The sequence below is a fragment of the Streptomyces sp. NPDC048565 genome (assembly GCF_040650935.1).
Classification (GTDB): domain Bacteria; phylum Actinomycetota; class Actinomycetes; order Streptomycetales; family Streptomycetaceae; genus Streptomyces.
The window spans coordinates 121,874-144,674 of record NZ_JBEZIH010000024.1; the positions used below are offsets into that span (position 1 = coordinate 121,874).

Consider the following 22,801-nt stretch of genomic DNA (forward strand, 5'->3'; position numbering starts at 1 on the left):
GAGGCGACGTTCCCGTACTTCGCGACGCGGGCCGACGCCTACGCGAAGACCGTCAACGGCCGCCGCGCAGGTCGCCGCCCAGCCGCACAGTTACGTCACCGAAGTCGACCTCGGCTTCGTGACCGGGCAGGTGGGTCTGCGGGACGAACGCCTCCAGCGGTGCCTTGCCCGACTCGACCAGGATTTCGGGCTTCCGACTGGCGACGTAGTAGCGCACTACTCCGTAGGTGACATCCGCCCCGTGCTCCTCGATCAGCCGGTGAAAGATCCGGGTGACCGTGTGCCGCTGCTTGCGCGGTGCGTCCAGATCTGCCCGCAGGATCTCGTCGATCACCGGCTTGTACGGGTCCAGCGTGGTGGCTCGGGGAGGCAGCTTCTTACGAGGCTCGGGCCAGGACGAGTCCAACGCCTTCCGTACCGTTCGCCAGGTCACACCGTGCTTGCGCTCAAGCTCCCGCATCGACATGCCGCCGCGATGGTCACGCCGGATCGCCGCGTACAGCTCGACCTTCGACATTTGCGGCATGACCAGGACCTTTCACCAGGAGCATCCCGATGCTGCCCTCGCAAGAACCCCAGTGCCTCCCAAACTCATCAACATCACCCGACCGTGTTTCTGGGCGCCTCCCAAACTCGTCGACAAGTGACGTCGCTACTGCTCGATAAAGCCAAGCCGGCACAGAGCGCACACCGCGACAGCCACAAGACCACGCTCCGCCACACCGCCCGCTGACCCCACCGCCCGGCCGCCGTGATCATCGCGATCGCGGCGGCCCTGTCGAACAGGAGGGCCGATGCCCACCGCCGATCAGTTCACCCACCTCACCGCCGGCGTCACCGCGCAACTCGCCGCCCTGGGGATCCAGCTCACCGCACCGGCCTCGCCACCTGCCGCCCTCGACCCCGCCGTCCCGTGGGCCAGCAACTACGCCGCCCCGGTCGACCGCTCCAGCCTCGCCTGGTGCACCGCCGTGACGATGCTTGCCGACCACCATCACACCGGCATCGACCGCCAGGTCCTCGCAGCCGACGCCCTGCTGCGCGAGCTCGGGGTCCGCGGCATCGCCCAGCTCCACTCCGACCTCCACCACGGCGCCCCCGTCGACTACCGCTTCACCCGCTGCCCGTACTGCTCCGGCATGGGCGAGGACCCCACTCAGCCGACCTGCGGAGAACTCGGCTGCGCGCCGTGGCTGGAGTTCGCCGGACACGATCACCTGTGCCCGGTCTGCCACGGCGACGACCACCAGCCCCAGTGGCTCGCCGAACAGCAGATGACCCGACTGGAGGAAAGACTGGCCGAAGCCGTCAAGAAAGCAGGGGAGCGCAGCTCGTTCATCCACCGCCTCAGGGCCCGGGTACGCCAGGCCCCGCACCTGTGACGGCGCGCTTCCGGCGCTGTGGCGGCACGCCCCTGCACCCAGGTGACGGTGTGGCTGTCGCACAGTTCACCGCGATGCTCGCCGCCCGAGCGAATCCGGTCGGATGGACCGATAGCAGCGACGTTGCCGTGCGGATCGGGGAGCGGGCGATGGAGCGCGGACGACCGCTTCCTAAGCAGCGGCCGGAGGCCGACCCCGTCGCCCTCGTCCTCATCCACCCCGACACGGAGACCGTCCTCACCAGCACGCTCCACTGCCCCCGGGACCGCATCCATGGAGCCTGGGTGACGCCCTACCGACTGCTCACCCACGCCTTCGCCGGGTACGATCTTCCACCCGGCATCGACCTGAGCCACTGAGCACACAGCAGAGCGGACTGTCTTGCCCAGGCCGAGGTCTGGGCGGGGCAGTCCGCTTTTTGCGTTGCGGGGAAGGGCGACCGACGGCCTCGCGCTCGGCGGCGATACCGCTTGGACCGCCCTGCACACCCGCCTCCGAACCGGCGTCAGTTTCCGCGGTCATGCCGGATCCTCGACGAGCGGTACTGGAGCGCCTGGGAACCGCCGAGGCCTACGCGCTCCAGGCAGCAGCGGCAACGTGTCAGGAATGTAAAAGGCCGGCGCCCACTTCCGCCGAGGCGGGTGGCAAGGGCGCCGGCCAACCGAAAACACACATCCGCGGGAGAACCCGAGAGGTGGTCTCGCCAGCGAGTGTAGCTCGCCGGGGGCATAAGGCCGAGCCTCCTTGCATCAAGTGATGTAGATGGGTTAACGTTGTCTCGCTGGTGTTGTGGCAGCATCCGACACCCGAAAAACACCCGCCACGCCCGCACCGGCCGGCGCGCCGAACGAGCGCCCGACCGCACCACGCTGGGAGAACAGCAGCATGATCCGCGCCGGACGCCGTAAGTACGCACAAACCATGACCGACCTGGCTGCCCACCTGGGCATCCCCCTGGGCACCTTCCGCAACAAGAAGCTGCACACGCAGGGAGGGCACCCCGCGCCCATCAGCTCCCCGACCTCCCGGGCGCTGCTCTGGGACAGCCAGCAGACCAAGGCCTTCCACGCCGGCAAGCCCGTTCCGGCCCTCCCGGAGACGGACGACGACCAGGACCTGCTCGACCGTCACGAGGCAGCCGCCGAGTTCGGAGTCTCCGCTGCCACCTGGAACAGCTACAAGAGCGACCCGCAGCTGACCCGGCACGTGACGATGGTCCCGGCCGGAGAGGACGGCACGGAGCACTGGCCCCGCGGCGTCGTCCGCGCATTCAAGGAGAGCCGGCCCGGCCGCGGCGCCGGCGGCGGCCGCCGCGTCGGAAGCGGCGACATGGTCCCCCGCGACGAAATCCTGCCGCGCATCGCCCAGCTCCTCGAGGACAACCCGGCCATCACCCTGACCGAAGTCGCCGACACCCTCGGCATCGCGAAATTCCCCACCGCCCAAGCCGGCCTTGCCCAGATCCGCGGCAGCAGGATCGCAGACCTGCTCGAGGCAGACCCCACTCTCACCCCGACCCAGGCCGCCGAGCGCCTCAACTACCCCAAGGTCACCCACCGCGGGGCCACAACGATCGCCCAGGCCGAACTGCACCTCCGCGGTGTCCTCCCCTACCTGCAGCAGGTCGCCGACGCACTCACCGAGGCCGGCCTCGCCGACCCGGTTCAGGTCGAGATGCGCCGGCCCGACGGCGAGCACCTGGCCGCGGCAATCCCCCTCACCAACGACCAGGCATGGCCGGCACTTGTCTGGGACGAGCGCTACGGCTGGCGCACCGCGACCAGTCGGCGCCACCCCATCGGCAAGGACACCGGCGCGCCCCCCCAGGGCGAAGGCATCCGCTACCTCGGAAAGGGCCGACCGGCGCCGGCCGAACTCCTCGAGCAGCTCGCCTCCGCCACCAGGAAGGAAACCCGCTGATACCGACACCCCACGATCCAGGCGCCGGCACCGAGCAGCGCGCGTGCGACCGCGCCTCGGCGAGCTGCCCACTGGGCGTGTAGACCGCGATGTAGGGCCGGTCGACGCCCTGCGGATCAGTCTTGCCGACTACCGGGAGCGGTAGCAGAGCGCCCTCGGCCTCACCTAAGTAAGGCTGCCCGGCGAGGTCACCGCCTACTGCCGCCGCGAGCGGCATCCCATGCCCTCGCCGGCCGCTTCGACGACAGCGGAGCACCGCGACCAGCGACCGCAGCCAGAGGCGATCTCGCCTATCCAGAGCCACCGAGGGAGAAGCGGAAACCCCAGGTGCGAGGCCAGACCGGCTGAGATCATGGCACGAGGGTCAGACCATGACCCACAGCATTGGGGCGAGGGGCGGGGATGGACGACAACAGCACGGTGCGCGCGGTCGCGATCGACCACAAGGCGGTTCTGCGCTCGCCCGGGCGCGCCCACGACGGGATCGCCGACTTCCTTCGATGGCTCGACGAGCACGACATCGCCTTCGTGCTGCTCACCAGCGATCCGCTTGACGCGGAGGCCGCCCTGGCGGCGGCCGGCCTGCCCGCGCCCGTCCTCCACCTGTCCCGTGACGACATCCCCGGCAAGCCGGCCCGCGGCAGCGGTGCCTGGCTGCAGACGGCCGCCGACTGTCTCAAGCTGCGCACCAACCAGATCGTGATCGTGGGGACCTCGGAGTGGGACTGGCGTACCGGCATCAACGCCGGAGTCGTCCACGTTCACGCACGCTGGGCCAGCCACGTCCGCGACAACAAGGGCATGCTCACCCTGGCGGCCGACGAGCCGGCGGACGTCGGCGAGCTCCTGGAGCACTTCTTCCTGGTCGCTCCCCGCTGGGCCTTCACCCACGACGATGACGCCCGTTCCTTCAAGATCCGCTCCCTGCTGCCCCCAAACGTGCGGTTCCCCCAGGCTGCCGACCGGACCTTCGAGCTCCAGGACGTCTTCACCCGAGGCAGGACCATCACCGTCGGCACCCAGGACGCCCGCGACATCCTGATGCTGCGCCTGCTGTCCTCTGCATACCTGGACGGCACCCTGCCCCACCGCAGCCTCTTCTGTGTCTACCCCAGCAGCTCCCCGGGCCAGGTCAGCCAGCAGCTCGCCGGCTTCCTCACCAAGGCGAAGGTGATGGTCGGCTCCTACTACCGCGAGGACCTCCTCGAGCGCGTCGGCCAGGCCCCGGACACCAGCCTGGAACGGTGGAAGCGCAGCACGGGCCGGGCGAGCACGGCGGACATCTCGATCGCCGCCCAGGCCCGCACCGTCCGGATCAACCCCAAGTACCAGGGCAAGCTCAAGGGCAAGACGGTGATCGTCTTCGACGACTTTACCACCGAGGGCAAGTCCATCGAGTGGGCCCGCACCCTCCTGACCAGCGCCAAAGCCGAACAGGTCATCGCCCTGACGATCGGGAAGTACGGCTCCCGCCACACCAGCTATCAGCTCCGCCCCAGTACCGCGCTCAACCCGTTCGCCGTCAACGACCTCATGGAGGCGGACTTCGTGAAGACCACAGGCACCGGAGGGGCGGGAGAGAGCCCCACGGACTCCCTCACTGCGGCCATGAACCACTTCCTCGCCGCTGCGGACGATCAACCCGCGGCAGAGCAGGACCCTGCTCCAGTCCCTGAGCAAGGCCGCAAGGCTCGGCTTCGCGCGCCGGCCGGCAGGTGCACACCCATGACCCCCTACAGGACCGTGCGGCAGCGGCACCTCGCCGACATGCTCACCCACATCCAGCAGGAGCAGGTCTATCCCATTGTCTGGCGCGGCGAGTACCTCGTTCCGGCCGGGAAGACGACGACCACCGCCTTGTGGTGGATCACCCTCCCAGGACAAGCCGAGGAGCACTGGTACCCCACTTCCGAGGCCGAGTCCCTGGTCAGCGCCATTTGTCAGGTGGCCGGGATCATCTGGGAACCAGTCGCGGCGCCCGGCGGGCGCACTCAGCTCGCCGAGGCCCTCGCACGTATGGAACAGCGGCGGCTCGCCTGAGAATCCGGCCCGGGCGGCCCCCTTCTTGCCCGTACGCGGCCTGCGTACGCCATGATGGAAGTGGCCCGAGACACTGCTCCATCCTTCGAACATCCCGGGGCCACGAGTAGAAGGACACCCGATGGACCTCGACCTCACCGCTGACCAGCACGACCTGCTGACCCTGTGCGCCCTGCGCATCGGCGACGCCACCCTGGACTGGAGCCTGCTCGCCCGCAGCGCCCAGAGCCCCGACGGCCTCGCCGCCCTCCTGGACGGCCAGCTGCGCGAGGACTCCCGCGCGGCCACCAAGAACCGGCCCCTGCTCCAGCAGGGCCTGGCCGCTGGCCTCGACGCCGCCCGCGCGCGCGTCGACGAGGAGCTGGCCGCGGCCGCGAAGGCCGGCGCCCGCCTGGTCACCGTCCTCGACGAGGACTACCCAGCGAACTTGCGCGTGATCGGCAACCTCCCACCCTTCCTCTTCTGCTGCGGTCAGCTCGACCAGCGCGACGCCCGCTCCATCGCCGTCGTCGGCACTCGCCAGGCATCCGAGGACGGACTGCGCCGGGCGGCCCGGATGGCCCGCGAGCTCGTCGAACACGACGTCGTGATCGCCAGCGGTCTCGCCAAGGGCATCGACGCCGCCGCCCACCAGGCCACCCTCACCGCAGGGGGCAGGACCTTCGCCGTCATGGGCACCGGCATCGCCGCCCCCATCTACCCGGCCGAGAACCGGCCGCTCGCCAAGGCGATCCTCGCTGCCGACGGGGCGCTGCTCAGCCAGTTCTGGCCCACCAGCCCCCCGGCGAAGTACACCTTCCCGCGCCGCAACGTCGTCACCTCCGGCACGACCCTGGGCAGCGTCGTCATCGAGGCCTCCAGCACCTCCGGCGCCAAGATGCAGGCCCGCCTGGCCGCCGAGCACGGCAAGCTCGTCTTCCTCATCCGGTCCCTCGCCGACACTCAACCCTGGGCGAAGGCGATGCTTGATGAGAACCGGGCCGTCCAGGTCACCCAGACCAGTGACATCACCGACCGCCTCGGCCAAGCCGCCGACATCCAGCGCGCCGGACAACAACGCCAGCAGCTCACCCTGGCCGGCCTGTGACCGCAGGCGGCCTCCCCGAACCGGCCGGCTTCCCCCACTGCCCCGTCTGCGCCTACGTCGTCACCGGCACCGCCCGCCTGTGCTCCGACTGCGCCGGACGCACCCTCCAGCCCCTCTCCGAGCCCCACTGCCCGGTCTGCTCCCAGGCCGTCCAGCCGGGCAGGCCGTGCGTCAACCGGCTGTGTGCCCTGCCGGTGGCGCAGCGGGGATTCTCGCGCGTCGACGCCGTGGCCGTGTACTCCGGGGCCCTCCGCGACAAGATCCACAAACTCAAGTACGACGGCGCGTCCGGCTGGGCCCTGATCTTCGGCCGGCTCCTTGTCGGCTGGATGTACAGCCACCCCGAGCAGATGGAGGGCGTTGACCACGTCGTCGGCAACCCGACCCATGCGGGCCGCCAGCCGATCCAGCACATCGAGGCGATCATGGATGCCGCGTTCACCGAGGACGTGACCCGGGCCTTCCCTCTCAGCGCGCCAGGCGCTCACCGCCTGGTCAAGGAGGCCGAGACGCCCCGCTCCGCCAACAAGAGCCTGGACGGTAAACGCACGGCCGCCACCGCGCACGCAGCTGCCCTGACCTGGACCGGGGACACGGGCGACATCAAGGGAGCCAGGGTCCTCCTCGTCGACGACGTTTTCACCAGCGGATCACAGCTCCAGCACGTCGGCCTCAGGCTTCGGGCCTCCGGCGCGGCCGACGTCCGCGGGCTCGTCCTCGCGCGCGTCCCATGGAGTGGATGACCCCGGGCGAGCCATCGCTGGTCAAGGGGACTGAAGGTGGTGGCGCGCAGCAGCAACGGGCACTGCTGAAGCGGTTGCGCAGCTGACGGCGCTGCTCTTGGATGCTGGTCGCCTCCACGGTCGAGCACCTCGTCGAGACGGCCGGCCAGCAGACGGCCAACCGCAGCCTTGCCGTCGTCGAACCGGCCCCGCCCCGCCCCTGGCCGAGCGCGCCATGGTGATCTCTGCGAGATCCCGGACCCTGGTCGATAGGCTGCCAGGAGACCAGGGAAGCGGGAGGAACGGTGGGGGATCGGCAGCCGTTCAAGTTGCGGCAGGCCCGGGACGCGAACGACCGCGTGATTTCGGCCCGGCAGATCGGTCAGAAACCGGAGCCGTTCACCCGGCCGCTGCGCTGCCCGCACTGCGAGCATGAGGTCACCACGCAGCCGGAACAGCCCCGTATCTCCACCAAGGGCAAGGCATTCACCCGCGGCGCGCACTTCGCGCTGGCCAAGGAGAAGGAGAAGGGCCGCACCGCCGAGCACCTGACGGGTTGCCCGCTGCGCACCGACCACACCCTCCACGCCATCGCCCGCCGCTCCCAGGGCCTGGCCGAGCTGAAGGCCGGCGGCCTCCAACTGCGCCTGGTGCTCGCCACCACCACCGACACCAAGGCCCCCCTCCTGCCGCCACCGGGGTCGCCAGTCCTCGCGCCGCCCGCCGACCCGGTCAACCTCAAGATCCGGACCGTTGAGCCCGTCCTCCCGCCGGCCGTCACAAGCGCCGCCCGCATCGCGCAGCTCCTGGCCATGTACGGCAACGACCCGGACGACGTCGCCCAGTTCACGATCAAGCACCCCGGCCTGCGCACCCCGGTGCCCTGGTCCGACTTCTGCTACGGCCCAGACCCCGACCATCTGGCACGGCTCTACCAAAAGCTGGCCGAAGGCACGATCCGCCACCTCGTTGCGGTCCTCGGCCAGGTCACCGCCACCAAGACCACCGACAGCAACGTCTCGGTCCGCATCGCGACACAGATCCCCACAGGCCTGCCGGGCGTCCTCGCGCACACCGACATCTACCTGCGCGCCGACGCCCATCACCGCCAGCTCCTCGAACCGCTCACCGAAGACGTCCAGGTCCTGGCCCTCGCAGCTCCCGACGTCGCCTGGAAGGTGTGGAAGCCGAACTCCAGCCGGCTCGGGCACCAGATCGTGCTGTGGCCCCGGGCGCACTGGCAGATCGCATACTGGAATCTGAACAGCGCCGGACTCCCGGCCCCGCCCCGCTCCCCCAACCCGTTGACCGAGCTCCCAGCCCGGCCGCTGCGCCGCCGGGCGGCACCACGACCGGCAGCAGCAACCCCGCGCAACATTGCGCCGACAGTCCCTCCAGTCCCTCCGGCTCCAGTTAGCCGCCCCGTTGCGGCCACACCGCCTGCTACTCCACCAGAGCCCACAACGCCGCCCGCGCCGACGATGCCGCCGACACCACCCCGCCCGGTGCTGCCCGCCATCGCGCCCGAGCCGTCGCCACCCGACAAACCCCCGGAACGCCTTCGTGTGGGGAAGGGGCTCTTTGCCCGGTGGCGCCGCCGCTGACATCACGCTCATCGGGCTGCACGTGGCGGCGGTGCAGCGGCCCGGTGACGTCTAGGTCACTCGGGCACCGTCCTTCTCGGCGGCCAGCTGGGTGCGCAGCTTGTCGATCATGTCCAGGCAGGGCTCCGGCGGGGGCGGGAGGGGGGTTGCACCCACGGTTGCTCCCATAGTTGTCTGCATAGGCGGTTTCAGAGTTGCACCGGAGGTACTACCGGAGGTGTGAACCCCCCCTTCGTGATCTTGATCGTTTCCCCTGGTCAGCACCCCTGGGCAAGCCGTTTCCGCTCGACGACACCTCTTTCTCCGCGATAGTCGGAGGGAGAGGTCTTGTTGTCGTCGCCGGGCCCGGCGGCCCGCGGCTTCACCCGCGCCCTCTCCTCCGTGTCCGGACGTCGAGCCCCGCCAGGTGGCTGCCCGCCGGCATGATGCCGAGCCGCTAGCTGTCCTGACTCGCAGCAACTTTCCGGCTGCGCATGACGCACAGAGCGAGGAAGCCCGCCGTGGCGGGTTTCCTCGCTCTGTCGGATCAGAAGTGGTCGTGAGCTTCGCCGCCGAAGCGCTTGATCGTCTTGAGACGGATTTCGAAGTGCTCCTTGTCGAGGTCGGCCAGCTCGCTGTCCAGGGCGCTCAGGGTCACCGGGTCGGTCGTCCGGGCGCGCACCGCGCGCAGCGCGGCCTCGTCGTCGAGGTTGCACATGAGGTCGTACAGCGAGTCGGGGCGAGAGGAGCCCCAGGTGGTCGCACCGGCCCGGCGGAGAGCTTCGGTGGTGGTGCGGGACAGGCTCGTCCAGGGGCTACTCATGCTCAGCGTCACGGTGCTCATCGTGGAATCTCCTCGGTGAGTGTGCGGTCCTCGGCGGTCGCTGGGCTGCCACTGCCCCGGCGACTAAGAAAACAATAACAGGCATAAATCACGATGTCTACGCCCTTGCCACGCGAACCACCTTCCGGGCGCGGGTTCGCAGCTGTGGCGTGAGCGCCCCAGGCGATCCGGCGGCGCTGGGGGCGCGGAGGCTCGCCGCCGGATCGCAGCGCCTGCCTGACTGCTGCGCGGTCCCGCTTGTGTACCGCCCGCTGGAGCAGGGTTCGGCTGCCGTCCTTGAGGAAGGGGGTCAGCCAGGGGCGCTCCTGGTACTGGATGTGGGCGGGACGGTCATGGAAGGTGCGGGCCATCTCGGATGCTCCCGTTCGCTGTTGAGTTGAGTGTTTTCGGTCGCCGCCGGGCTGCCACTGCCTGGTGACTGAAATAACAATAACCTCTACGTATCACGCGGTCAAGGGGGTCGCGTCGTCGGGGTGTCGAGGCATCGCCGATCGGCAACGAGAGAATGCTGCGCTTGTTCTGTGTGATGTGTATGGGTTATAGTTATTGCGTTGGGCGGAGTGGCAGCCGGCCAGCGAACCGAGATCACCCATTCGTCGCAGGAGGACGCAGCATGCTTATTCACTCCCATGTCGTCTTTGGCCACCTCGCCGGTCCGAACTGTGTCTGCGTCAAGGCGCCTTGCGGGGCGTCGATGTACGACGCCGACGTCTACGACCTTTGCCCCTGGCACAGCAAGCACCCGTGTGAGGGGCACCACGCGGCCGAGGACTGCCGCCGCCCGGCAGTGAAGCCCGGCCTCGTCGACCTGGATGACCCGGACGCTGTCACTGCCTGGATCGCGGGCACTGCTGCCCGGCATGTGGCCCGTGACGAGCGCTCCGGCCACGATGTACGCGCCGTCATGAAGAGCATGCTTGCCCCCCGCGTCGCGGACCGAATTCGAAGCGCCTACCGCGCTGTCTCCGTCCGCTCCACCGACCGAATGGAGACGGTCGAGCGCCTCAGCGCCGAATTGGGCGCGGCCTACCGTCGCCGAAACGGCATCTGAGGCCCCGGGGCGCAGCACGACCCGTGCTGCGCCCCCGCCGCCGTCTGGATGTCGCGCGGGCACGCGGCACCCGGTCCTGGCGCAGGTGCTTCGCTCCCCGTGTCCGCGTGCGCGCGCTCGATCCGTACCCACGCCCCTTGTGCGTCGCGACGCGATGGAGGGGAGGGCGGGTCGGTGACCGCCTTGGCGGTCCTTGCGCTGCCCCGCCTGTTCGTGACGCCGTGATCGTCGGCAGGGGAGGTCCTTCCATTTCGTGATGAGTGTGTGTTATAGTTGTCTTGTTGGTCGGCGGTGGCAGTCGCCCAACACCGAGAACACACCACGTCGCTGGGAGACACGATGTTCAACAAGATGAAGCGCACCGCCCGTCAGACCTCCGCCCGCACCCTGGCCGACCTCCTCGCGGCGATGGGCGGCAGTCGGGTCGTCACCATCACCTACACCGACCGGGCAGGCGACGAAACCGTGCGCACCATCGAAATCCGCGACATCCGCACCACGAAAAAGGGTGCCATCGTGGTCAGTGCGACGTGCCGCCTGCGCGGAGAAAAGCGCACCTTCCGTCCCGAGCAGATCGTCGCCTACACCGTCCACCGGATGCGCTTTGAGCAGGACATCCCCATGGGTGAACTGAGCGCCGCCCGCGCCGCGCGGACCGCAACGGAACTGATCGCTCTGGAGCTGGACCGCGACTATCCGGACCTGAAGCCGGTGAGGCTCGCAGCGTAGGGCGAGCGGGCCCGCCCTGCGGGGTGGGCCCGGAGTCCTGCCGTCCTTGCGCCCACGTTGCGGCGCGCCGTCTGTGTCGCGCGCCGCCGCCCAAGTTCTCCGGGGTCGCTGCATGCCTGAACTCGCTGCGCCATCTCGTCCTGTCCTGTACCTGGCTCAGCCGCGCCCCCCTGCCGGGTTTCACTCGGAGCACCCCGCTGGGCGTCGTGCGGCTCTTCGGGTCCGCCTCGACCTGCGCGGGTATCGCCGCGCCCCTGCCTCACCGTGGCTGCGCGTACCTGCGTGCGGCGGCCTGTGGGACTTGCTGTCGGTGCCCACCGCGCGGTCGGTTCGCTTGAGTGCGTGGCGGGGGCGACCTTTGTGTGGGGTGTGTGTTATGGTTGTCTTGTTGGTCGGCGGTGGCAGTCGCCCAACACCGAAGACTCGTCACGTCGCTGGGAGATCCCGATGTTCAACACGAAGCGCACCGCCCTCCAGGTCTCCGCAGAGATCACCGTTTCCACTGTGCGGACCCCGCGCCTCACCCGCGCGCATCACGTCCTTCCCGTCGGTCAGCAGCACATCGACGACGTGGCGGCCATGGGCCAGTGCATTGTGTGCGAGGCCGTCGGCGAGTGGAACGCGCTCGTCGACCTGGCGTCGTCCGCGTATGGCTGCTCCGGCCGCGCGCCCTACGACTTCTCGTAGCCCGAACGGGCCCGCCCCACGGGGCGGGCCCGGCCCTCGTCGCCCCGCGCCACGCGGCGGCGCACGCCTGCATCGCGCGCTGCCGCCCTTCGGTCGTGGCAGCCGTCCAGCGCAGCCGAAGCATGCAACGCGCATCACTCCAGAGGTGTCCATGTCCCATTCCCGCGCAACGCTCCGCCGCCCCCGCGTCCTTGACCTCTTTTGCTGCTCCGGCGGCGCGGCGATGGGCTACTGGCGCGCTGGCTTCGACGTCGTCGGCGTCGACATCGCGCCGCGACCGCGATACCCGTTCACCTTCATCCTGGCCGACGCGCTCGAGGTCATGAGGGAGCTATGCCAGGAGTTCAACCTGGTGCACGCCTCCCCGCCCTGCCAGGCGCACACTGCCCTGACCAGGGGGACCAACCGCGGCCGCAGCTACATCGACCTCATCCCGCAGATGCGGGAACTGTGCGAGTGGTACGGCGTCGACTGGGTGATCGAGAACGTCCCCGGGGCGGACATCCGCAAGGACCTCACCCTGTGCGGCGAGATGTTCGGTCTGGGTGTCCTCCGTCACCGCCACTTCGAGACCGGCTGGCTCGGCACTCCTCAACCTGAGCGACTGCCCCACCTCAAGCATCGCGGACCCGTACGTGGGTGGCGGCACGGCGTCTACCGGGACGGCCCCTACATTGCCGCCTACGGCAAGGGCGGGGGCAAGGGGAACGTCGCAGAGATGCAAGCCGCCATGGGCATCACGTGGACCGACGTCCACGAAGAGCTGACCGAAGCCATTCCGCCCGCCTATACCGAGTACATCGGGCGCCAGTTCATCACTACCGGCATGTGGGGCGCGGCGCACACGCCCGACCCCGCCGACCGCCTCAAGGTGCTGGCCCGAACCGACGTCGCCCTGGCCACCTGAACGACCGGGCCGCCTGTGGGAGCCTCTGCGCTCCTGCCGGCGGCCCGCTGCTCGTTGCCTCAGTGGCGACCAGAGGGTCGTGGCGGGGGAGTTGCATGACCGTGCGGGCGCAATGCCGAACGGGATGCATGCATCCCCCGCCCAGCGGGGGTGCTTCTGTGGCGCCGGGCGGGGCCTCCCTGGATGAGAGGCCCCGCGTTACGGATACCAGTGGCCCGCGTCGTTGCGACGGCGGACGTAGATCTCTGTGCCTGGCGGGCATGGGTTCGTACAGGTGGCCAGGCAGGGCTGTCGGCCGCGCGCAGCGGGAGCGGCGCCGCGATGAAGACGATGGGTTATCTCTTGTGAATTCCGCGCACTGAAAGGCGGTCCGTCTTCATGGCGCCGCGGCGGAGTTCCCTGCGGGGTGAGCTGCAGGAACTGGGCCAGAAAAGCGTGATGCCGCCCTCCGTTTAGTGGTGTTCGTAAGGTATAGTTGTCTTGTTGGTCGGCGGTGGCAGTCGGCCAATACCGAAAACCCGCACTCCGATTCGAAGGAGAACTCTGTGCCTTTCGATCCCGACAACCCGAGCGACGTCAGTCACTTCGGCACCCTGCGCTTCGACCGGCTCGTCGGCGACACCCACGGAAAGCCGACCCAGCGTCTCGACCTCAACCAGGCCCTGCCCGGCGCGGGGCCCTACATGACCCTGCCGCTCACTGCCGGATTGGAGATGCACTACCGCACCGACAGCCCGGACGCGTTCAACGACGTTGCGACGGCCCTTGCCGTGCACTACGGCCACGACGCCCACATCAACGGCACCGTCCACTTCACCGGCGAGAGCGGCGAGACCGACAACGCGCCCGGCATGGACGACGAGGCGTACTGCGCCCTGCACGAGGCGCTGGCCGACGCGCGCCGGGGCCTCGGTGTCCACCTCTGGCGCAAGATCCGGCCCGCAGACAACGTGTTCGTCCGCCCCACCGACTACGCCCCCGGCGACACGCTCTGGTTTCTGGGCGAGGCGCACCGCTTCCTCGGCCTGATCGACTACCCGGCCGACTCCAAGACCGCCCAGATGTTCCCCGGCGTGCAGTACTTCCAGTGCGACGACGGCTTCCGCATGACCGCCAGCGGCACGGTCTACCCGACCCGCGCCGAGCACGCGCCCCCCGGCTACTGGCAGCGCACCGGCAACCAGCTTCTGCCCGCCGCCCCCTGACACCCCCGCGCCCGCCCGGCCCGGGCCGGCCCGGGCGGGCACCACCGAGGAGAAGCCCGTGCGCATCACCGTCGACCACTTCACGGCCGCTGAGCAAGCCGCCCGCGACCAGGCGCGCGGCCTTGCCCGCACGATCGCCGACACCCTCACCGCCATGTACCCGAACGCCGCCTACCTCGTGATGCATCACGACGAGGACGAGGTGCTGTGGCTCCACGGCATCCGCGACACCGTCGGCGTCATCCTGTGCGACTTCGAGGAAGCCGCCCTCACCGCGCCCGTCGCGGACAGCGAACTCCGCCAGGCGTGGGGCGATCTGAACCCGCAGCGGCCCATGCATCTGCTGCACCTGGTCCGCCGCCTGGAGGACGTAGGCGGGTGCTTCGACATCCTGCCGGACACCGCTTACAACGACAGCGACAACGGCGAGGACGGCCTGCGTTGTCTGCTCCTCAGCGATCAGGCCGTGCCGGAACTCTGGGACTGGGGTGGAGAGGAACTGCTGCGCCCGTACAGCGCACCCCGGCCCGACAACGCCTGACGGGTCCACGGGCCCTCCGACGCCGTCACGCGCCCGCTGAGGAGAGCGCGCCCGCCTGCTCCGAGGAACTCACACCCACCGACCGAGGGAGATGCATCTCATGACCGCCCAAGCGCTCGTCGAACTGCCGCTGCGCCTCTTCATCACCGAGGAAGTCACCTACTCCTGGCGGCACACGACGGCCGTGCCGGCCGCCATCAGCGCCGACCTGCCGGCGCTCGCCGCCTGGCTCACACAGAACGAAGATCCCTGGATCAGCGACTGGGACCCCAGCGATGCCGATTCTGCCGAGCACGGCGCGTGCTCCTTGACCGTCGAAGAGGTCCAGATCCGCGACCTGGACACGGACCCCGACCGGGCCCAACCGACCCCGCAGGACATCCATGACCAGGCCCTGGACGGCGCCGCGTACGCGGTCATGCACCTGCTGCGGGCAGAGCTGCCCACGCTCAAGATGACCGCTGCCCCTCAGGCCAGCACGATGCGGGGGCCGGCGGAGACCGGGAAGCGGTCGCCTCGTGGGACGGCCCGCTGCCCGGGGACGTCACGATCACGAACGGCAGCCGCTTCCTCTTCCACATCGACGGCCTCACCGAGCGCACCGCCGACGCCATTGCCGCCGCAGCCGACGAGGTCTGCGACGCCCTCGTCCAGACCTGGCGCACCGACGGAGTGTTCTCCGTACAGATCGGCGAGGCCACCACGGCCGAAGCCGTCGACCTCGCGCACGCCATTGCCCGGTACAACGCACCTGCCCACTGATCGCCGGCCGCCCGGGGCCGCCCGGGCGGCCGCCCGCTCCTCTGCTGAAAGGGAAAACCCGATGACCACTGCAACCGCCCATGCCACCGATACTGCTGACGCACCCACCCTGCGCGCCCCCGACCTCCGGGCCGGCCACCGCATCGCCCTGTACGGCGGCCAGATCGTTCTCACCGTCCAGGAAGCCACCCACGACCCGTCCAACGACGCGGTGCTCCTGCGCCTGGACTCCGTCGGCGCCACCGCTCCGGTACGCCTCTCGTCGGCCGCTGTCGTCGACCTCTACGTCGAGCCTGAGCAGCCGCCCGAAGAGGAAGAGGAGGACCACGAGGTGACGATCACCGTCGAGCTGACCGTGACGGAAGAGGTCACGTACGGCTTCACAGCCGAAGTGGAGGTCCCCTCACGCGCCGCAGCCGACCCCGAAGCGCTGCGCGAATACCTCGGCGAGAACGAAGAGGCATGGCTCGACCACCTCAACCCCCTGTCCGACTGCGAGAGCGTCAACGAGCGGAGCCTGGACCAGGTCCGCCTCGTCCTCGCCGCGTGACCTCCACCGACCCCACCTCGGTGCCCGCGTGAAGGAGATAGAGATGCAGCAGTACACCGTGACCTGGTCCATCGAATTGGACGCCACCGACCCCGTCCACGCCGCCCGCCGGGCGCTCGCCATCCAGCGCAACCCGGCATCCTGGGCGACCGTGTTCACCGTCCAGGACGACGCGCAGACCGCAACGGTCGATCTTGACCCGGATCACCTTGACCCCTCCGGCGGTGGATCCCCTCACGTCCTCGCCGCCTGACACCCCCTCACTGTGCCCAGGAGCGCCCGCCGGCGCCCCTGGGCACAGTCATGTCCCGGCCCGTGCGCCGCGCCCCACCGCCAGCCTGCGGAACGACCTCAGGAAGCCAGCGGCCGCCGCTGGCGCGGCCCGGCCGGCCCGCCCCTCGAATGGGCGATGACCTGGCGAAACACGCGATCCCTCTCCTCGCGTGTGACTCATAAGTGGTAAGGTTGTCTTGTTGGTCGGCGGTGGCAGCCGACCGGCACCGAACTCACCTTCCGACCGAGAGGACCGCCAGCATGCTCGCGGCCACCATGGCGACCCGCGCCTTCGCTCTCTGGGTGTCACCCACCGGCGCCTTCCGCCTTCTCGAATGGGGTGCCACCGCGACCCCGCACACCGCCCTGTGCTCCGACTTCCCGCAGGCGACCCGGCTCGTCCCGGACCTGACCATGTGGACGGGTAGGGACGCCATCCCGCTGCGCCGCCTGCGCAACGCGCCCGCCTCCGAACTGCTGCGCGCCTACCAGCCGCATCCCGGCCTGCACTTCGGCGACGCCCTGTTCACCGGCGCAGCGGCCCTGGACGCCGGTGCGCCGCAGGGTCTCACCGAGGACCAGGCCCTGACGCTGCTCGACCTCTACCTGCTGCGCAGCACTGCCCACGTACCACCCTCGCGGCGCCCCTGACATCAGGTCACACCGGGTCCCGGAAAATCAAAACCGGGACCCGGCCTCAAATCCACAGAAAGGAAAGGCCATGAAATACACCTTCGTCGGAGACTGGTATGACTGCTGGGACCTCGCCTCAGCCTTCGCCGTGGTCGCAGAAGGAGAAACCATCGACGCGGCACAACGGAATGCAGCCCAAGCCGTCCTGGAGCACTTCCCTCACCGAGCGCAGGGCGAGGGCGCGGAAACGCCGGGAACTCTGTGGGGTGGCGACAATGGCGCATACGTCGTCGCGGCATTCAAGGGGGACCTCCGCACCGTGGTCATCGAGACCGCGACGCTCGAGCTGATCGCGTGAATGCAGCAGCGGAGCAGACGTACACCGTCGTCGGTCTCCTCCTGGACGTGGACTGCACGGAGCTGATCATCGCCGCAGTCCTGCCCGGCCCCGTTGCCGAGCAGATCGAAATGCTCGCCACGAGCGAGGACGACTTCACCCGCTGGGCCGAGGAGTTCCACGCCCCCACCCCCGACGCAGCGGCCGCCCTCGCCTACGAACACTGCCGCACATCCCTGGACGAGGAGTAATCCCCCGGGGCGCAGCTCAGCTGCGCCCCGGAACCCTCTCGCCCGCTCCCGCGGGCAAGCCGCGGGAGCGCCGGCCCGTGCTCGGCAGTGCCGGCCTGCCGGGTCCCGGCCGACCGGGCGCTCCCGTGCACTTTGGTCGCTGCCGGGTGCCGGTGCATCCCGCGGGCGTTTGCGGGATGCAGCTGATGCCCGCATCCCGAAAACCAGTCAGGGAACGGTCCGTGATCACTTGAAATGCATTCTAAGGTAATGCATAATGCAGGTATGCGCTTCGGCGGTGGCAGTCGATTCGCACCCGAAAGCACGCACCCCGCGAGAGAAGGAAAAGCATGCCGGAGAAGACCCCCCGACACCTTTCCCCCGTCCAGGCCCCGCCTCCCGCCCCGGCCCCGGACAAGCCCTACACGGAAGCCGAGATGGAAGACGCCATGGGCTACCTCCTCGCCCGCATGGCACCACTCACCCGACGCACCGGCAGGAAGATCGAAGAGATCATCCACTCCGACATCTTCGGACTCCTCGCCCTCGCCTACGTCGCAGCGCTGCGCACCAACCCCCCGCTGCCCAAGGTCGGCCCGGCCACGGAACTCGACATCCGCGCATTCTCCATCTACGTCCAGATGCTCGGCCGCTCCCCGCACGGCTTCGACGACGTCACCGACCTGATCGTCCTCGACAGCATCCAGTGGTGCAGCCCGGCCCCCGACACCGCCGCCCAGCGCTGCGCTCTGCGACTCATCCAGGACTGACCCCGACGGGGCGCAGCGGACCGCTGCGCCCCTCCGCGACAGCGAGGGAGAGGCCCCGCCACGTCAAGCGAACAGGAGTCTTCCCGTGTATCTCGTAACCGTGGACCCCGCGCACGGCGTTGTTGCGGCCCCCGAAAGCGACCTGGACTGCGACGAGCAGACCGTCACCGCGCTGGACGCGCGCGGCTTCAAGTGGGACGCCACCATCGAGGCGTACGTCATGCCCGCCCCGGACGCCACCAGCGACAGGCAGCGCGGGGTCGTCGACACCGCCGCGCTCCTGGCTCGGAAGGGTCACGTTGTCATCACCCGCTAGACAGCCAGACGGCACACGCCGAGCATCCCGCGACAAGGAGGTCGCCCCTCCGTCGCGGGATGCCGTGCATGCAGCCAGCGGCGCGGCACCACCAGTCCTCCCGGCCCCCCCCCGGCCGAAATCGGAAGAACAGCCGCCACGCCCCCCCACCGTCGTGACTGGCCACCCATCACGGCGCCGGCTCACGCGTGACTGATGATCACGACCAGCGCCACAACCTCCGCGAGGAGTTGCGCCACGAACGCACCCCGCCGCACACGCACGCCGGGCGCAGCCACTGCCACCACGCACGCGACGACACCGAGACCAACACCTCACGCGAACAGCCACCCAGGAAGCGACGGGCCGCACTGCTCCCCGTACGTCACGCAGCGCCCGGTGTGCTCGGAAGTCAGCGCCAGCATGATGAGGGCCAACGCCGCCGGCGCGAAGAGGAACGCAGACAGCAGTGACCGGAAGCGGGTGCGATCCGCGGGCATGTCGGTCCTGGGCGTGAGCAGCGGTGGCATCTCGTTCATGCCTCGAGCCAACGGCAGAAGCCGAAGCGCCACATCCGCCGGACTACTCAAACGGGGCCGGCGCAGACACTCAGGCACACGCAGCGGACACCCCGGCCGTGGGCGCCGGCCGACAGTTGCCCAGCCCGGGTGCAGAGCGCCGGGAAAGAGTCAGGCGTCCCGGCCCGCCACAGGGGAAGCCACATTGCCATCCCGCGCTAGAGGTCCACGGCACGCCTTCCATCGCAGAGGCCACCGACGGCCAGCAACTGGGCGCAGCGAGGCGCCGCAGGAGCATCAGGCCGTATTTCCCCGTGGGTGGGGCGCTGCGTGGGTCGTGTCGGTCGGCGGGCCGGTCCGCTGCGCTCCCCGCCCCGCCTCGCTGCGTGCCGGGCGCTCCGCTGCGCTGCGGCCCGGACCGAGCGCTCCGCGCTCTCACGCACCGGGGGCCCGGCAGGCGGTCGCCGGGCGCTCCGCCCCCGGCTCCCTCGCTCCGCGCTGCCGGGCCCCTCGGCCCACGCCGCTCCGCGTCATGGGGCGCCGAAACGACCCGCGCAGTGCCCCGCCCAGGGCGCCCGGAAACCCGTTCTGAGCAGCCAAGTTGTTGGAAAAAGATCAGTGACATCCCCCCGAATGTCATCGATGTGAGTTATAGTTGTCTTGTTGGTCGGCGGTGGCAGCCGGTCAACACCGAAACCCACACCCGCACGAAGGAGTCATCTCATGACCCACACCCCCTCCGCCCTGCTGATCACCCCCGAGTGCGACATCGTGCCGGTCGACCTGCCGAGCGACAGCGACGCTCGTCTGACCGTCATGCGCTCGGTGATCCGATGCGAGCGGGTGGACGTCGTCGGCCTCACCAGCCAGCTGGACATGTGGCTTGACGACGAGGGGTTCTACAACCACCCGGTGAACAAGGTCGCGACGGCTCTTGCGGTCCGCTTCGGCTTCCGCTGGCAGGACTACCACGGCCCCGTGCTACTGACCGGCGGCGCGGACGCCGACGGCGAGACCCTGCCACTCACCAAGGACAAGGTCTTGGCGCTGCTCGCCAGTCTCGGCGACATGTAAGGCCCTCGGCCGGAGCGGCGCAGCCGCTCCGGCCGACCCCGGCGGCGAGGGAGTGGCACCCCCGCCGCCGCACCGAGAACACACCCGGGAGAGGAACCCATCATGCGTACCCACGCCTCTGCACAGCTCATCGGCGGCCGTTCCCACCAGTGCGACGCAACCGCGACGTACACCGTCGGCGGGAGCCGCGCCTACGCCCTCCTCGACGGCATCGGCAGCAACGACGCCGTACGCGACTGGACCCGCACCTACGCTCGCCGCCTCGCCCGCGCCGCCGCCCGTAGCGGCGCCGAGACCGGGCTGCGCATCGTCCACGCCGTTGCGGCGGCCGAGAACCGCGACGACTGGGACTTCCCCGCCGCTGTCGCGGTCGTCGCGGTGGCCGCCCCCGGCGAACCGCTCAAGATCGCATGGTGTGGCGACTCACGCGCCTACATCGCCACCCCCGACGGCACGCGCTGCCTCACCAAGGACCACAACATGCGCCAGGTGCTGCTGGACATGGGCCACGAACCCGGCCGGTACTCCCGCAACCAAGTGACGTCCTACCTCGGCGACCCGACGACGGATCCCGCCATCGGCAGCGTGACCGCGCCCCACGCCGGGCGGCTGGCCCTCTTGTCGGACGGCGCATACGAGCCGATCGAGGACGCAGGAAAGGACGTCGGCACCTACCTGACGGGCGGCCCGCAGCGCGCCGCGACGTTGCTCACCACGGCCGCCATCAATCACGCGTCCGACCGTGCAGACAACGCGACCGCGCTGGTCGTCGACTTCCTCGGCTGACCCGATCAGCCACCTGCCGGAGCGGCCCTCTCCGCTCCGGCCCCGGCGGGGGAGTGGCACCCCCGCCCACCGCACCGAATACCGCACCCACAAGAGAGGCACCCGTGATGAGCGTCCATAGCGAGGACACCGTCAGCCAGTCCGTCAGCGTGCTGGCCCTGTCGGCCCGCATCACGGAGTCGGGCAGCGTCACACCCTTGCCCGAGACGGTCCGCCCTGTGAGCTGGGCGGCCCACTACGAGGCCACCCAAGAGTCGCGGGAGAGGGTGGCAGAAGCCCGAGTCAACGACGAAGTCGCCCCGCTCCTTATCGAGACGGCTAAGCCTGCGTCCGACGTTGCGTACCTGTACGGCTCGGTAGAGCGTTGGCAGCGGGCGACGGTCGAGGAGAGGCGCCGAACCCTCACCATGGAGGCGCACTCGCGGGTAGTGGGCGAGATGCGCCGAGAGGCCCTGGCCGCCATCGACGCGGCCGGTGCAGCCTTCCAACCTGTCGTGTGGGAGGAGTCCACGAACGCCTTCCGCGTGCAGGGCGAGTGGACCGTCACCGTGTCAGTGCGCGGGACCGACCACACGGCCGTACGCCAGACGTTCGCGGCCGGCCTGCTCGGCAGGCGTGACGAGATCCTCGCAGACGCTCAGAAGCGCATCCCGCGCGTCGAGGGAACGGTCAAAGGGTGCACAGACACTCCGGAGAAGGTTCGTAAGGCGTGGCGCCGGGACCTGCGCAAGGGCACGGCCCCGAAGCCCGCCACGGGTGCCTACTCGCCTGGGAGTTGGGTCTCGTGGCAGCACCCAGAGACCGGCCAGTCTTTCACAGGCATCGTCACGAAGTGGCTTGCGGGAGAGCGATCCGATGCGGCTCGCCGCACGGTCGTTCCCTCTGACGGCAGTGATCCGCTTGTCATGGTTCTGGAATCGCGCGCAAAACCTACGGCGGGCCCATGGAATGTGTTTTATGGAGAAAGCCCGAGCTTGATCAAATCCGACTGCTAGGGAATATGAAGAGGGCCCCGAAAGGGGCTCTTTTCTTTTGTGCGGGTCGGCGTGTCATTTATTCGGATGGAATTGGTGTGCGCTATCGTTACATTTTTTGTCCTGCCTGACGTTACGTCAGTTCCGGGGGTTTTAATGAGTGAGAGTCAGGTGGCAGGTGGCGGGAGGCGCGGTAAGTGTGTGGTGGCAGCACTTATGAATTCCGGGTGGTTTCTCTCGGCCGTATGGCCGGTCCGGTGCGAGCATCGCACCGTGCCCCGGTTCATGAATCCGTGCACGCACCGGAACCGCCCCGTCCGTGTGCCCGACAGGGCACCCATGACACCCCCTCACCGTCCTGCCCCGGTACGGGGCAGGCTCTCCCCGCCCCGTACTCCCGTCCCCCTCCCACCACCCACCCCGCCCCTCCGCGCCCCGACAGGGGCCAGCTACGCCGTCCGTGTACCCGTCACCCCACCCACCTGGAAGGGGACATGGGCCAACAGCCCAGACTCTAGCCCTCACCCACTACGAAACACCCTCACCCCGTAGGCCCCGACAGGGGCCAACCCCCCACCACCCACCCCGCCCGCCAACGGCGGGCCCACCCCCACCCAACCCCCCATCAAAAACTGACACACCAACAAAACAAAAAACGCCTGAAAAGGCGTCAAAAACCCCCAACGCGAATTGCCGAAAGGCAATTCAACACGCCCCAAATAAACCCCGAAGGGGTTTATCAGAAACCACCCACAATTCGCCGAAAGGCGAATTCGTGCGGAATTCCGCCGAAAGGCGGAATTCAATAGGGGGCGGAGCTCCCTCCGCCCCCCCTGACCTGGATGACGGATCAGCTCGGCGACACGGTGAAGGAGGAACGTCAGTCCTCACGACTCACCGA

At 69.3% G+C, this 22,801-nt stretch carries 27 protein-coding genes; 23 read left to right on the forward strand and 4 right to left on the reverse strand.

Annotation, left to right across the window (positions count from 1 at the left end):
- Nucleotides 1–52: 52 nt before the first annotated feature.
- Nucleotides 53–526, reverse strand: a complete 474-nt coding sequence (locus AB0C75_RS26835; RefSeq protein ID WP_362894300.1) for a hypothetical protein — start codon at nucleotides 524–526, stop codon at nucleotides 53–55.
- A gap of 268 nt (nucleotides 527–794) precedes the next feature.
- On the opposite strand from AB0C75_RS26835, the gene AB0C75_RS26840 reads away from it, so the two are divergent.
- The 7 genes from AB0C75_RS26840 to AB0C75_RS26870 all read left to right on the forward strand — a co-directional run bounded on the left by AB0C75_RS26840 (nucleotide 795) and on the right by AB0C75_RS26870 (nucleotide 8,755).
- Entirely contained in the window at nucleotides 795–1,382 is a 588-nt protein-coding gene (locus AB0C75_RS26840) for a hypothetical protein (RefSeq protein WP_362894271.1), read from the forward strand.
- Between the two features lie 50 nt (nucleotides 1,383–1,432).
- The gene (locus tag AB0C75_RS26845; protein WP_362894272.1) at nucleotides 1,433–1,741 is read left to right on the forward strand and encodes a hypothetical protein; all 309 of its coding nucleotides are present in this window, start codon (nucleotides 1,433–1,435) and stop codon (nucleotides 1,739–1,741) included.
- 562 nt (nucleotides 1,742–2,303) lie between these two features.
- The gene (locus AB0C75_RS26850; RefSeq protein WP_362894273.1) at nucleotides 2,304–3,302 is read left to right on the forward strand and encodes a DUF6292 family protein; all 999 of its coding nucleotides are present in this window, start codon (nucleotides 2,304–2,306) and stop codon (nucleotides 3,300–3,302) included.
- A 402-nt stretch (nucleotides 3,303–3,704) separates the two neighbouring features.
- Complete coding sequence (locus tag AB0C75_RS26855) at nucleotides 3,705–5,342, forward strand: phosphoribosyltransferase (protein ID WP_362894274.1); 1,638 nt, start codon at nucleotides 3,705–3,707, stop codon at nucleotides 5,340–5,342.
- A 121-nt stretch (nucleotides 5,343–5,463) separates the two neighbouring features.
- On the forward strand, nucleotides 5,464–6,429 hold the full coding sequence (locus tag AB0C75_RS26860) for a DNA-processing protein DprA (RefSeq protein WP_362894275.1): 966 nt from the start codon (nucleotides 5,464–5,466) through the stop codon (nucleotides 6,427–6,429).
- Nucleotides 6,426–7,172 (forward strand): ComF family protein, encoded by a 747-nt coding sequence (locus AB0C75_RS26865; protein ID WP_362894276.1) that lies wholly within the window; start codon nucleotides 6,426–6,428, stop codon nucleotides 7,170–7,172. Before AB0C75_RS26860 ends, AB0C75_RS26865 begins: the two co-directional genes overlap by 4 nt.
- A 284-nt stretch (nucleotides 7,173–7,456) precedes the next feature.
- On the forward strand, nucleotides 7,457–8,755 hold the full coding sequence (locus AB0C75_RS26870; RefSeq protein ID WP_362894277.1) for a hypothetical protein: 1,299 nt from the start codon (nucleotides 7,457–7,459) through the stop codon (nucleotides 8,753–8,755).
- Nucleotides 8,756–9,281: 526 nt separating this feature from the next.
- Here AB0C75_RS26870 and AB0C75_RS26875 read toward each other — a convergent pair.
- The gene (locus tag AB0C75_RS26875) at nucleotides 9,282–9,578 is read right to left on the reverse strand and encodes a hypothetical protein (protein WP_362894278.1); all 297 of its coding nucleotides are present in this window, start codon (nucleotides 9,576–9,578) and stop codon (nucleotides 9,282–9,284) included.
- A 613-nt stretch (nucleotides 9,579–10,191) separates the two neighbouring features.
- Between AB0C75_RS26875 and AB0C75_RS26880 the strand changes: the two genes are divergently transcribed.
- From AB0C75_RS26880 to AB0C75_RS26905, 6 genes are all read left to right on the forward strand, one after another.
- Nucleotides 10,192–10,629 carry a hypothetical protein gene (locus AB0C75_RS26880; RefSeq protein WP_362894279.1) on the forward strand — a complete coding sequence of 146 codons (438 nt, stop codon included), beginning with the start codon at nucleotides 10,192–10,194 and terminating at the stop codon, nucleotides 10,627–10,629.
- A 339-nt stretch (nucleotides 10,630–10,968) separates the two neighbouring features.
- A complete protein-coding gene (locus AB0C75_RS26885) occupies nucleotides 10,969–11,358 on the forward strand; it encodes a WYL domain-containing protein (protein ID WP_362894280.1) in 390 nt (129 codons plus the stop codon).
- 447 nt (nucleotides 11,359–11,805) lie between these two features.
- Complete coding sequence (locus tag AB0C75_RS26890; RefSeq protein ID WP_362894281.1) at nucleotides 11,806–12,045, forward strand: hypothetical protein; 240 nt, start codon at nucleotides 11,806–11,808, stop codon at nucleotides 12,043–12,045.
- A gap of 151 nt (nucleotides 12,046–12,196) precedes the next feature.
- Nucleotides 12,197–12,952 (forward strand): DNA methylase, encoded by a 756-nt coding sequence (locus AB0C75_RS26895; protein WP_362894282.1) that lies wholly within the window; start codon nucleotides 12,197–12,199, stop codon nucleotides 12,950–12,952.
- Between the two features lie 545 nt (nucleotides 12,953–13,497).
- On the forward strand, nucleotides 13,498–14,157 hold the full coding sequence (locus tag AB0C75_RS26900) for a hypothetical protein (RefSeq protein WP_362894283.1): 660 nt from the start codon (nucleotides 13,498–13,500) through the stop codon (nucleotides 14,155–14,157).
- Between the two features lie 58 nt (nucleotides 14,158–14,215).
- Nucleotides 14,216–14,698, forward strand: a complete 483-nt coding sequence (locus tag AB0C75_RS26905) for a hypothetical protein (protein ID WP_362894284.1) — start codon at nucleotides 14,216–14,218, stop codon at nucleotides 14,696–14,698.
- Nucleotides 14,699–15,166: 468 nt separating this feature from the next.
- Here the strand turns inward: AB0C75_RS26905 and AB0C75_RS26910 are convergent, their stop codons facing one another.
- Nucleotides 15,167–15,427 carry a hypothetical protein gene (locus AB0C75_RS26910; protein WP_362894285.1) on the reverse strand — a complete coding sequence of 87 codons (261 nt, stop codon included), beginning with the start codon at nucleotides 15,425–15,427 and terminating at the stop codon, nucleotides 15,167–15,169.
- Between the two features lie 94 nt (nucleotides 15,428–15,521).
- Between AB0C75_RS26910 and AB0C75_RS26915 the strand changes: the two genes are divergently transcribed.
- The 7 genes from AB0C75_RS26915 (at nucleotide 15,522) to AB0C75_RS26945 (ending at nucleotide 18,569) form a co-directional block, all read left to right on the forward strand.
- Entirely contained in the window at nucleotides 15,522–16,010 is a 489-nt protein-coding gene (locus AB0C75_RS26915; protein ID WP_362894286.1) for a hypothetical protein, read from the forward strand.
- A 43-nt stretch (nucleotides 16,011–16,053) separates the two neighbouring features.
- Entirely contained in the window at nucleotides 16,054–16,263 is a 210-nt protein-coding gene (locus AB0C75_RS26920) for a hypothetical protein (RefSeq protein ID WP_362894287.1), read from the forward strand.
- A gap of 281 nt (nucleotides 16,264–16,544) precedes the next feature.
- The gene (locus AB0C75_RS26925; protein ID WP_362894288.1) at nucleotides 16,545–16,934 is read left to right on the forward strand and encodes a hypothetical protein; all 390 of its coding nucleotides are present in this window, start codon (nucleotides 16,545–16,547) and stop codon (nucleotides 16,932–16,934) included.
- Between the two features lie 70 nt (nucleotides 16,935–17,004).
- Nucleotides 17,005–17,274, forward strand: a complete 270-nt coding sequence (locus AB0C75_RS26930; protein WP_362894289.1) for a hypothetical protein — start codon at nucleotides 17,005–17,007, stop codon at nucleotides 17,272–17,274.
- On the forward strand, nucleotides 17,271–17,504 hold the full coding sequence (locus AB0C75_RS26935) for a hypothetical protein (RefSeq protein ID WP_362894290.1): 234 nt from the start codon (nucleotides 17,271–17,273) through the stop codon (nucleotides 17,502–17,504). The genes AB0C75_RS26930 and AB0C75_RS26935 overlap by 4 nt, the downstream gene beginning before the upstream one ends.
- Nucleotides 17,505–17,833: 329 nt before the next feature.
- Complete coding sequence (locus AB0C75_RS26940) at nucleotides 17,834–18,253, forward strand: hypothetical protein (protein WP_362894291.1); 420 nt, start codon at nucleotides 17,834–17,836, stop codon at nucleotides 18,251–18,253.
- A gap of 85 nt (nucleotides 18,254–18,338) precedes the next feature.
- On the forward strand, nucleotides 18,339–18,569 hold the full coding sequence (locus AB0C75_RS26945; RefSeq protein WP_362894292.1) for a hypothetical protein: 231 nt from the start codon (nucleotides 18,339–18,341) through the stop codon (nucleotides 18,567–18,569).
- Between the two features lie 314 nt (nucleotides 18,570–18,883).
- On the opposite strand, the gene AB0C75_RS26950 is transcribed toward AB0C75_RS26945, so the two are convergent.
- Nucleotides 18,884–19,087: a hypothetical protein gene (locus tag AB0C75_RS26950; RefSeq protein ID WP_362894293.1), complete on the reverse strand. Its 204-nt coding sequence runs from the start codon at nucleotides 19,085–19,087 to the stop codon at nucleotides 18,884–18,886.
- Nucleotides 19,088–19,789: 702 nt separating this feature from the next.
- On the opposite strand from AB0C75_RS26950, the gene AB0C75_RS26955 reads away from it, so the two are divergent.
- From AB0C75_RS26955 to AB0C75_RS26965, 3 genes are all read left to right on the forward strand, one after another.
- Nucleotides 19,790–20,140 carry a DUF3846 domain-containing protein gene (locus AB0C75_RS26955; protein ID WP_362894294.1) on the forward strand — a complete coding sequence of 117 codons (351 nt, stop codon included), beginning with the start codon at nucleotides 19,790–19,792 and terminating at the stop codon, nucleotides 20,138–20,140.
- Nucleotides 20,141–20,242: 102 nt separating this feature from the next.
- Nucleotides 20,243–20,926 (forward strand): mucin-2, encoded by a 684-nt coding sequence (locus tag AB0C75_RS26960; RefSeq protein WP_362894295.1) that lies wholly within the window; start codon nucleotides 20,243–20,245, stop codon nucleotides 20,924–20,926.
- A gap of 107 nt (nucleotides 20,927–21,033) precedes the next feature.
- Entirely contained in the window at nucleotides 21,034–21,921 is an 888-nt protein-coding gene (locus AB0C75_RS26965; RefSeq protein ID WP_362894296.1) for a hypothetical protein, read from the forward strand.
- Nucleotides 21,922–22,801: the final 880 nt, after the last annotated feature.

Bases quoted from the DNA above. Each gene is read 5' to 3' on its own strand.
- AB0C75_RS26835 (WP_362894300.1), bottom strand. From the start codon at position 526: ATGCCGCAAATGTCGAAGGTCGAGCTGTACGCGGCGATCCGGCGTGAC.
- AB0C75_RS26840 (WP_362894271.1), top strand. From the start codon at position 795: ATGCCCACCGCCGATCAGTTCACCCACCTCACCGCCGGCGTCACCGCG.
- AB0C75_RS26850 (WP_362894273.1), top strand. From the start codon at position 2,304: ATGACCGACCTGGCTGCCCACCTGGGCATCCCCCTGGGCACCTTCCGC.
- AB0C75_RS26855 (WP_362894274.1), top strand. From the start codon at position 3,705: ATGGACGACAACAGCACGGTGCGCGCGGTCGCGATCGACCACAAGGCG.
- AB0C75_RS26860 (WP_362894275.1), top strand. From the start codon at position 5,464: ATGGACCTCGACCTCACCGCTGACCAGCACGACCTGCTGACCCTGTGC.
- AB0C75_RS26875 (WP_362894278.1), bottom strand. From the start codon at position 9,578: ATGAGCACCGTGACGCTGAGCATGAGTAGCCCCTGGACGAGCCTGTCC.
- AB0C75_RS26880 (WP_362894279.1), top strand. From the start codon at position 10,192: ATGCTTATTCACTCCCATGTCGTCTTTGGCCACCTCGCCGGTCCGAAC.
- AB0C75_RS26885 (WP_362894280.1), top strand. From the start codon at position 10,969: ATGTTCAACAAGATGAAGCGCACCGCCCGTCAGACCTCCGCCCGCACC.
- AB0C75_RS26890 (WP_362894281.1), top strand. From the start codon at position 11,806: ATGTTCAACACGAAGCGCACCGCCCTCCAGGTCTCCGCAGAGATCACC.
- AB0C75_RS26895 (WP_362894282.1), top strand. From the start codon at position 12,197: ATGTCCCATTCCCGCGCAACGCTCCGCCGCCCCCGCGTCCTTGACCTC.
- AB0C75_RS26915 (WP_362894286.1), top strand. From the start codon at position 15,522: ATGACCACTGCAACCGCCCATGCCACCGATACTGCTGACGCACCCACC.
- AB0C75_RS26920 (WP_362894287.1), top strand. From the start codon at position 16,054: ATGCAGCAGTACACCGTGACCTGGTCCATCGAATTGGACGCCACCGAC.
- AB0C75_RS26925 (WP_362894288.1), top strand. From the start codon at position 16,545: ATGCTCGCGGCCACCATGGCGACCCGCGCCTTCGCTCTCTGGGTGTCA.
- AB0C75_RS26930 (WP_362894289.1), top strand. From the start codon at position 17,005: ATGAAATACACCTTCGTCGGAGACTGGTATGACTGCTGGGACCTCGCC.
- AB0C75_RS26940 (WP_362894291.1), top strand. From the start codon at position 17,834: ATGCCGGAGAAGACCCCCCGACACCTTTCCCCCGTCCAGGCCCCGCCT.
- AB0C75_RS26950 (WP_362894293.1), bottom strand. From the start codon at position 19,087: ATGAACGAGATGCCACCGCTGCTCACGCCCAGGACCGACATGCCCGCG.
- AB0C75_RS26955 (WP_362894294.1), top strand. From the start codon at position 19,790: ATGACCCACACCCCCTCCGCCCTGCTGATCACCCCCGAGTGCGACATC.
- AB0C75_RS26960 (WP_362894295.1), top strand. From the start codon at position 20,243: ATGCGTACCCACGCCTCTGCACAGCTCATCGGCGGCCGTTCCCACCAG.
- AB0C75_RS26965 (WP_362894296.1), top strand. From the start codon at position 21,034: ATGAGCGTCCATAGCGAGGACACCGTCAGCCAGTCCGTCAGCGTGCTG.